This is a genomic window from Sphingomonas sp. LH128, from assembly GCF_000293195.2.
Classification (GTDB): Bacteria; Pseudomonadota; Alphaproteobacteria; order Sphingomonadales; family Sphingomonadaceae; genus Novosphingobium; species Novosphingobium resinovorum_A.
The window spans coordinates 1-8,089 of record NZ_ALVC01000211.1; the positions used below are offsets into that span (position 1 = coordinate 1).

Annotated in this window: 9 protein-coding genes and 1 pseudogene; 7 read left to right on the forward strand and 3 right to left on the reverse strand. The window is 61.7% G+C overall.

Translation table 11 applies throughout. The annotated features are described in order from the left end of the window. Nucleotides 1-102: pseudogene (locus LH128_RS33530) on the forward strand (AraC family transcriptional regulator CmrA); the annotation flags it as partial. Nucleotides 103-904: 802 nt separating this feature from the next. On the opposite strand, the gene LH128_RS16945 reads toward LH128_RS33530, so the two are convergent. Next, a complete protein-coding gene (locus tag LH128_RS16945; protein WP_008830889.1) occupies nt 905-2,644 on the reverse strand; it encodes a flotillin family protein in 1,740 nt (579 codons plus the stop codon). Between the two features lie 39 nt (nt 2,645-2,683). Beyond that, nucleotides 2,684-3,289 carry an OB-fold-containig protein gene (locus LH128_RS16950; RefSeq protein ID WP_327195200.1) on the reverse strand — a complete coding sequence of 202 codons (606 nt, stop codon included), beginning with the start codon at nt 3,287-3,289 and terminating at the stop codon, nt 2,684-2,686. Between the two features lie 464 nt (nt 3,290-3,753). Between LH128_RS16950 and LH128_RS16955 the strand changes: the two genes are divergently transcribed. Both LH128_RS16955 and LH128_RS16960 read left to right on the forward strand, forming a co-directional pair. Next, complete coding sequence (locus LH128_RS16955) at nt 3,754-3,957, forward strand: hypothetical protein (protein WP_008830891.1); 204 nt, start codon at nt 3,754-3,756, stop codon at nt 3,955-3,957. Nucleotides 3,958-4,246: 289 nt separating this feature from the next. Then, on the forward strand, nt 4,247-4,894 hold the full coding sequence (locus LH128_RS16960) for a YoaK family protein (protein WP_008830892.1): 648 nt from the start codon (nt 4,247-4,249) through the stop codon (nt 4,892-4,894). 37 nt (nt 4,895-4,931) lie between these two features. On the opposite strand, the gene LH128_RS16965 is transcribed toward LH128_RS16960, so the two are convergent. Further along, the gene (locus LH128_RS16965) at nt 4,932-5,417 is read right to left on the reverse strand and encodes a hypothetical protein (protein WP_172705097.1); all 486 of its coding nucleotides are present in this window, start codon (nt 5,415-5,417) and stop codon (nt 4,932-4,934) included. A 247-nt stretch (nt 5,418-5,664) separates the two neighbouring features. Here LH128_RS16965 and LH128_RS16970 point away from each other — a divergent pair, with 247 nt between their 5' ends. From LH128_RS16970 to LH128_RS32285, 4 genes are all read left to right on the forward strand, one after another. After that, nucleotides 5,665-5,955: a type II toxin-antitoxin system RelE/ParE family toxin gene (locus LH128_RS16970; protein WP_008830894.1), complete on the forward strand. Its 291-nt coding sequence runs from the start codon at nt 5,665-5,667 to the stop codon at nt 5,953-5,955. Continuing rightward, nucleotides 5,945-6,253: a HigA family addiction module antitoxin gene (locus tag LH128_RS16975; RefSeq protein ID WP_008830895.1), complete on the forward strand. Its 309-nt coding sequence runs from the start codon at nt 5,945-5,947 to the stop codon at nt 6,251-6,253. The genes LH128_RS16970 and LH128_RS16975 overlap by 11 nt, the downstream gene beginning before the upstream one ends. Nucleotides 6,254-6,761: 508 nt before the next feature. Continuing rightward, entirely contained in the window at nt 6,762-6,962 is a 201-nt protein-coding gene (locus LH128_RS33535; RefSeq protein WP_008830896.1) for a hypothetical protein, read from the forward strand. Nucleotides 6,963-7,307: 345 nt separating this feature from the next. Then, complete coding sequence (locus tag LH128_RS32285; RefSeq protein ID WP_327195201.1) at nt 7,308-7,607, forward strand: hypothetical protein; 300 nt, start codon at nt 7,308-7,310, stop codon at nt 7,605-7,607. Nucleotides 7,608-8,089: the final 482 nt, after the last annotated feature.

Below are 8,089 nucleotides of genomic sequence, written 5' to 3' on the forward strand. Positions count from 1 at the left end.
CCCTCCCAGTTCAGCCGCGAATATCGTCGCCTCTTCGGCGCCCCACCTGTCCGCGACGTGGGACGGTTAAGGGCAACGCCGCAGATGGCTATGGCGATTTGAGGGCGAGGCGTAGTGCGATCCGATGCGGAGCGACGATACTTGCCCAGCTGTGGTCCGCTTCGTTACAGGGGCAATGACGCGGTTGGAGAGCGCCAAAGACTGGATCGACAGCACTCGCTGCTCGTCGTCGCTTGCAACATAGGTTCCGCTCTCCGATATGCGCCCCCCCTCGGGCGAACGTAACGGACCACTTCACCGTGAGATGCCCATCGCTCAAGGTAAAACTGCGGGAGGTAGTGGTGGTTGCAGGGGATGCTCATGGAAGCCCGGTCGTAAAATACTCTGACCTGAAAGAAGCAATTCTGTCGCTCACATTCCTAGCGCAGAGCGCCGTCGATTCAGTTTCATCAACGGCAAACGGCTCAAACATCCCCCGGGATAGGCCGCCCAAGATATGAGGTCTCGCCCCGCCTGCGAGCCTCCCAAGCGTTCGTGCGCTCGCGAGCATAAGCCTTCTGCACCCGGACCTTGCTGATGCCGTACCTGGCCGCCAATTCGCCGAACGTCGCGCCATCGACCACAGCGACATAGATCGCAGCATTCCGTTCGTGCTCAGGGCTCAAGTTTCCGGCGGTCATCAACGTTCTCCAATGGATGGGGCGAATCGAACCCGAGCCCGACTCGGCTATCTAATCGACGCCGCTCCTCAATGAGACTCCGCTCTTGTCGCCCAGCTATCGCTAATCCCCCGCCGCCGAAGCGATGGAGCGTCACTTCTACGAAATCGTCTCGACCGCACCGTTGCCGGTCAGATGTCGGGGACCGATGCGGGAGCCGGGCTGGGGCCGGCTCCCTGTAAGATTCAGGCTACGTCCGGCTCGGGATTGGCAGGCGCCGGAGTGGGGCCGGCGCCAGGCGCAGCAACAGCGGGGGCGTGCGCCGCTTCCGCTACGCCGCTGGCGGCCAACATACCGTTCAGCGAACCGCCGTTCATGCCCAGCTCGGTCATGAGGCTATCAATCAGCGGGCCGCCCACGCGATAGCGCATGGCGGCGGAGACGGCCGCGTCGGCAAGGTTCTCGTTCGCAGCAGGGCCGCCGCGCTCGCCGGTGGCGGCATCGCCGTGCAGGCCCCGGGCATCGAGGATGCTGATCCTGTCGATGTTTTCCATCGGCTTGCTGGCCGCTGCGATGATCGCGGGCAGGGCTTCCAGCACGGCCTTGCGGACGAGCAGCGCGGTCTGCGCTTCGTTGAGCAGATTGGTCGCCTCGTTGATCGCAGCCTGGCCGGCGGCATCGACGGCAAAGGCGGCTTCGCGACCCTGAGCACGGACCTTCTCGGCATCGGCCTCGGCGGTAGCTTCGGTGCGCAGAGCGCTGGCGCGGGCTTCGGCGGCTTCCTTCTCGGCCGTGGCGGCGACGGTGATGCCCACCGCCTCTTCCTGCGCGCGCTGGGTGGCGGCGATGACCGCGACGTTCTTATTACGGTTGGCGATTTCGGTGGCCTTGGCCGTCGCCACGCTTTCCTCGGCCCGGACGGCGAGCGCGCGCGCCTCGTTGGCGGCGGCAGTCGCGGTCGATTCCTCCTCGGACTTCTGCGCGGTCTGCACCGCAGTAGTAATGCGGGCGATCTCGATGGTGCGGTCCCGCTCGATGGTGGCGGTCTGGATCGCGCCGTCGCGCGCGATCGTGGCGGTCTGGATGATCTTGTCCGCCTCGGTCTGGGCCACCGTCTGCGCCTGGCTGGCGGTGATCCGCGCGATCTCGGCAAGGCGCGTCTGCTCGGCTTCGGCGGTGGCAATCGCGGTCGCCTGCTCGGCACGGCGGGCGGAGAGCGTCTGCTCCTGCGTCAGCCGCGCCTGCTCGGCCGCCTGGGCGATCTCCAGCGATTGGTTATTCGCCTCCAGATTGCGCTGCTCGATCTCGACACGGTTGGTGGCGACGATGTCGTTGCGGATCTTCTTGCGCTCCTCGATCGTGCGGGTGAGCACGGTCAGGCCCTCGGCATCGAAGGCATTGTTTTCGTTGAAGTGTTCGAACGCAGTCTGGTCGAAATGCGTGATGCTAACCGATTCGAGCTGGAAGCCGTTCATGTCCAGGTCGGTCATCAGCGCTTCCTGCACCTTCTGGATGAAGTCGGCGCGGTTGGCGTGCAGGTGCTCCATGGTCATCGTAGCGGCGACCGAGCGGAGAGCGGAGACCAGCTTTCCATCGAGCAGCGACTTCACCGCATCGGGGCTGTTCACCGAATCGCCCAGCGTTTGCGCGGCGGCGGCGATCGACTGGGCATCGGGCTTCACCTTGATATGGAACAGGCCGATCACATCGACGCGCAGCTTGTCGAGTGTGATGAGCGCGTCCTTGTTGAGACGCGAGACTTCCAGCTTCACCGTGGTCAGGCGCACCTGCATCAGTTCGTGCAGCACCGGGATCACCATGATGCCGCCGTTCAGCACCACCTTCTCGCCCCCGAACCCGGTGCGGATCAGCGCCACGTCCTTGGTCGCACGGCGATAGAGGCGTGTCAGGATGATGCCGATCACGATGAGCGCCAGCAGCACGATGCCGGCATAGATCAGGACATTCAGTAGCGAATCAGGCACGTTGGACCCTTCCCCAGTTTGCTGCGCGACCGCCGTGTATCAGGGCAGTCGCAAGGACGCAGGCCGATCGGGCACTGCGAAGAAAACTTGTCCCTCGCGCCGGACCAGCAGCACGGTCTCGCCCGAGGGGATGGTATCAGCATCGTCGTGCGGCTCCACCATCACGAAGTGGGCTTGGCCGTGGCGGTCCACCACCTTGGCGCGAGCCGGGGCGCCGCGACGGGCGGTGCCTTCGAGGATGGTGCCGCGCTGCCGCAGCAGATCGTCGGTGGAGATCACCGTCGTCTCGAAACCCGGCAGGATGCGCGCCAGGCCGTTAGCGGCGAAGGTGTTGAGCGCGGCGCCGGCAACCAGAGCGCCGCCCGAGGCCCCCAGCCACGGCAGCGGGGCGCCGCCGATCGCGGTCATGCCCTGTTGCAGCGCGATGCCGGCCAGCGTGAAGCAGCCGAGCAGCGAGGTAAGCCAGATCAGGATCGGCAACTCGCCGCCCAGGCCCAGCCAGCTGAGCATCCCGCCATCGCCGTCCCCGCTGAAATCGCCGTCGAGATCGAACTGGCCAAGGCCCAGTCCGATGGCTTCGATCAGGCCGATACCGATCATGAGCACGAAGGAGAACGCGAAAGGGAGGTACGCTGGCGTCAGCATCTGCGAGAACATCACCCGCAGGCTATCATGAGGAAATGCGCCTGTCATGTTGAACAGGCAGGAAAAAGTGCGATCACCGCGAGGTGATGACAGCCCTATTTCCATGTCACGTCGATGAAGTTGTTGCGCAGAACATGGTTTCCCGCGCGTTGAGCCTATTTCTTGCCAGACTGGTACGCGAAGACTTGGTGCTCGGCCGTTTAAAGGTCCGCCCCGCTTGGGGACGGCGTGCGGCGGTTGTGCCCTGCGCGGATGTTCGAAGCTGTAGTAGAGCGCTACCGATGCCAGCAGCACCAGCGCGAGGAAGGCGCTCGGTGCAGCGATCATGCTTTCGGCATTGGCCCCTAGAGTAGCGATGGATGCGCTGGTTGTCTGCCGTCCGCACATTTGGCCTTGCAAGCTTTTAACTGGCCCGGGATGTTTACGAGCGCATGGTCTTCGTCACCATCAGGAGGAGAGGCCAGATGAAGAACCAGTCGTTCCGGGAAATTACCGAAGACGACATCGCAGCAGCGCTTGACGGAGCCTCGTTCGAAGGCTGGCCTGCTGACGAAAGCGAACTGCTCGAATTGGTCAACATCGTCATGGACAGCACGCAGGCGGCAGAGCTAGGCCAGTTGATCGGCGCCGCCCGTGAGCCTTATCGCTTCCTCGCACGGGTCAGGTAGGCGCGGCGATCCCCTGCAAGTCGCCACGCCGTGCGCGCTAATGGCCGATCTCATCCGAATGACTACGCACTTGTGCACATTGTGAGCCCGTTTGCGGCGAACGGAGCCAGAGCACTCGATTGCGGGCCTGCTTAGGGCTTGTGGCGGTGGAAGCCCTTGCCGGGGTGCGATTGCATATGGTTCAATATCCCCGCGTCCGTTGCGGGGCCGAGGCAAGGTGGAAGGTAAAGCGACATGACGGGTGACTTGCCGAAGTTTCAGAAGCACTGACTGAGCCGCTCAGCCGACGATGATCGCCTATGAGAAGCGGTTCTGGGTGTTGGCGGCGATGCTCGCGGCCTTGGCTGGCTTCGTTGACGCAATCGGGTTCATCAGCCTCGGCGGCTTTTTCGTATCGTTCATGAGCGGCAATTCCACTCGTGTCGCGGTCGGGCTGGTTCGGGATATACCGGCAGCGTTCATTGCTGGATCTTTGGTCTTGTCGTTCGTCTTCGGCGTGATCGCAGGAACGTGCGTCGCTTCCCGCGCCACCCGGCACCGAAAACCCGCAGTGCTGGCGCTCGTGACTGGGCTTCTTACCGCCGCCGCATCGTTGAGCGAAGTGGCGTCCCACCTGCCGGTGGCAATGGTTCTGGCGGCGGCTATGGGCGCGGAGAATGCTGTCTTCCAGCGCAACGGCGAAGTTTCGATCGGGGTGACCTACATGACCGGCGCCTTGGTCAAGTTGGGGCAGCATATCGCTGCGGCTCTCATGGGCGGCCCGAAGTGGAATTGGGCACCTTACCTGATCTTGTGGGCATCCTTGGTTTGCGGGGCTTGCTTGGGCGCCTCCACCTTCATCCGGGCCGGTAACGTCGCGATCTGGATGGCCGTGGTCGCAGCCGCATCAATGACCGCATATGCTGCTATGGCAGGTCCATCGAAGCGCGCACCATAGGGTTGCCGGGCAGGTGCGCGCGATCATCCCGGAATCCTCAATAGGCATCCTCGGGGACTTTAAGGCATTCTGCGACACGCTCGACGATGGGGGCGTACTTGGCTGCGAGGCTTTCAGGATACCGGAACCGGAGCGCTATCAACCGATCGCCCACTCGGACGGCCTTCGTGTAGAGGGCCTGGTCAACCCGCGTCCCGGAAACGACAAACCAGTTCTCACCCCGTGCAATCAGGGCGACATGGGTCAGCCTTTCCTGCTCGATCCGTAGCGGTTCGGCCAGCGTTTCGCGGGCGTAGTCGATGCTCCCGGCGATCAACTGTGCGCTGTCTCCCGATTCCAACGCGATTGCGTGACCCGTGTCCGACACCCTACGCTGCTGAAAAATGTCGGTCGGGTAGCAGATCGAGAAGGGGAAAGGCTCGCTCTGCCAGACCGCCCATCCGTCCGCTTTGGCTACGGCCGGGAGCGGGCCTGCGGCCAGAGCCAGAAAAAGCGGCCACATCGCTTGAAACATGCTCTTCACGGATCGATCTCCAGTGTCCGGACATAGCGTTTGAGCAGGCGCGCCGGTGCCGACGGCTGCTGCGGCGGTGTTTACTACGGCCTCGGTTACCAAGTTAGACCGTAGCGTCGCTACCCTCGCGGTCTACCGCTGCGGGGGGTTAGTGTCCGCTTGTGATTCGAACGAGGCTCTCCCGCCCAGCCTTCTCCTTTAAACCTGCGTCAAGTCTCACTTGACGCGTGAAGTTAGTTCAACCATATCGTAAAGCGTGGAGATCGAGAGCATCACCGATAAGGCGCTGCGCCGTTTTGTGGAAACGGGCTCGACTAAAGGCCTTGTGGGAGACGCCAATCGGCTTCGCAAGATGATTGCGTTCATCGACGCGGCCGGATCTCTGGATGAGCTTTCGATACCGCCGAACTATGGCCTGCACAGGCTGACGGGGGATCGCGACGGAACCTGGTCGATGACCGTGACGAAGAACTGGCGCCTGACCTTCCAGATCAACGGGGAGGGGGCACTGACCGATATGGATTTGGAGGACTATCATGGCGATTAAGCTGCATCCGTCGATCCACGTCCATGCCGGGGAGTGGCTCAAGTCCGAGATCGTGGAGCCTTACGGCCTGACGGTTAAGGCTCTCGCAGAACATTTCGGCGTCTCGCGTCAAGCATTGAGCACGTTGTTCAACGGGCATTCCGCTCTGACGGCAGAGATGGCTATCCGTTTCGAGAAGGCGTTTGGGGTGAAGGCCGATACCCTGATGCGCATGCAGACTGCTTTCGATCTGGCGCAAGCTCGTGCGCACGAGGGTGACATCGCAGTCGGCAAGCTGGAACTGACTCGCGCGGCTTGAGAGGCCGATACAGCCTGCGTTCCGGCATCTAAGGTATATGGAGCGCTGGCCTAATGCTGAGCCCACATGCAAGGTCGTTCGCATCCGTCCCGGTTTCGGCAGCGCTCACGCATGAATCCAGTAGACAGAAGCACGAAAGCGCCGAATAGCCGGGCAGGAGGGAGAGTAAGCGACGGCGTCTACCTCGGCGCCGAACGTTTTATTTCCCTGTCTTTATGCGCCGAAGTGAAGTAGATGCCTGCCATCAAGAGAAGGCGTAGCCCGTGTCTTCCCAGGTACAGCGTTTAACGCGCCCGCCCTTGGGGTGAAGCAGACCTCAACGGGCACCAATCACATCAGCGCAACTTGATCTATGTTGTGCACACCCTCGCGTTTCGGTGCGATCTTCTGTCGTCCTCCCGAGGGACTAGGCATCGTCGATCTCCAGAAGCACGACGATGACGTGGGCGCGATGCTCGGTTCCATCGCGCCCATAATCCCTCGGATGTGACGAGGATCGGGGGTGAGCATGCCGCGTTACACCATATTGTCCGTACACCCGGCACGCGATCATTTGGAGATCGACACGAATGACGTGATTGTCGCGTTGAGCGCTGTTCAGGCCGGCTGGGTCGGCGTCGTCGATATTCTTGAGGACGGTTGCTACATGTTCTCGTGCGATATGACACTGGATCCCGATTGGAAAATCTTCCGGCGGCGTTGGGTGTGAGGTCAGATCAGCCACCTGATTTGCAACTTCATCGGCCTCACCAGCATCTCGGGGACAACCCTTGACGCCGATAAACGATGCCTTCTTGTGGGGCCGAAAAGCGGCACGCGATGGCCTGTCATCGGCCTGCAATCCTTACCGGGGCACTGCCGCACGCGCAGAGTGGGCACGAGGTCATGCTACGGAACGCCATCACGAATGGTGGCTGCGTATGCAGGGGTGGCCCGGCCCACACCGAAGGCCCACTGGCGCAGGATGACCCGATTTACGATGAACCGTTTTTTTCTAGCGATGGATCGAAAATGGGGATGATGCGTTTCTCATGTGAAACCTATCGAGGTAACCATGAACGCATTCAGCAACATCCATGCCTTTCCGGACACTGCTGGGTATAGCCGCTTGCTCTGTGCGGAGATTGAAGCTCTCCATTCCTTGGTGCATGCGGCTTGCCCGCCATCAGCTGTGGTCAGCGTCTGCTTTGATGGGCACTTCAACCTGTTCGTGGATGTTCGATCCCTCGAAGAAGCTGCCACGGTAGAGGCAATCCTGCCTGATCTGGCTGGCGGCGCCTTCCGTGACCTTCGCAGATCCGGAACCCCGCACCAGCCTTTTCGCCACCGGGTGACTGCGACCATCGTAGGCTAACTACTCGCCGCCAAGGATTCTCGGAACTTGTTCGACGATTCCCCAGTTCCTTCGGCAAAATATAAAAGCATGCGATCCTGGGCCCGGCCGCGCTTCCACCATCGATTGCCGGTTGGGCCAACCTCTTCCAGACATCCTTGTAAATAATACGGGGCTGGCATTGCCTGGCCTGTGCAACAACCCACCGTTTTACGGGCGCGACACGGTCTGCATCAGACGTCGCGACTGGCTATGCGCGGCGACTGACAGGATGCGAGCGTAGCGACAATCAAGATGAGAATCGGTTGTTGGGGTGTCGGTGAAGGGCGGAGGGCGTAGCCCGAAGCCCGTAGCCGAGACCCCAACAACCGATGGCCCTTTAATGGAGGAGCCGCAGATCGTCGGGGCCGACCCAATATTCATTGGCATATCCAGATTGGAGGGAGATGCCGTGAGTGCCGGGTTGCCAAGTCAACGATCATCAAATGAGGCTTTTCATGAAA

What these genes read in the sequence shown, in the direction of transcription:
- LH128_RS16950 (WP_327195200.1), bottom strand. Translation starts at nt 3,289, where the DNA reads ATGCTGACGCCAGCGTACCTCCCTTTCGCGTTCTCCTTCGTGCTCATG.
- LH128_RS16955 (WP_008830891.1), top strand. Translation starts at nt 3,754, where the DNA reads ATGAAGAACCAGTCGTTCCGGGAAATTACCGAAGACGACATCGCAGCA.
- LH128_RS16960 (WP_008830892.1), top strand. Translation starts at nt 4,247, where the DNA reads ATGATCGCCTATGAGAAGCGGTTCTGGGTGTTGGCGGCGATGCTCGCG.
- LH128_RS16975 (WP_008830895.1), top strand. Translation starts at nt 5,945, where the DNA reads ATGGCGATTAAGCTGCATCCGTCGATCCACGTCCATGCCGGGGAGTGG.
- LH128_RS33535 (WP_008830896.1), top strand. Translation starts at nt 6,762, where the DNA reads ATGCCGCGTTACACCATATTGTCCGTACACCCGGCACGCGATCATTTG.
- LH128_RS32285 (WP_327195201.1), top strand. Translation starts at nt 7,308, where the DNA reads ATGAACGCATTCAGCAACATCCATGCCTTTCCGGACACTGCTGGGTAT.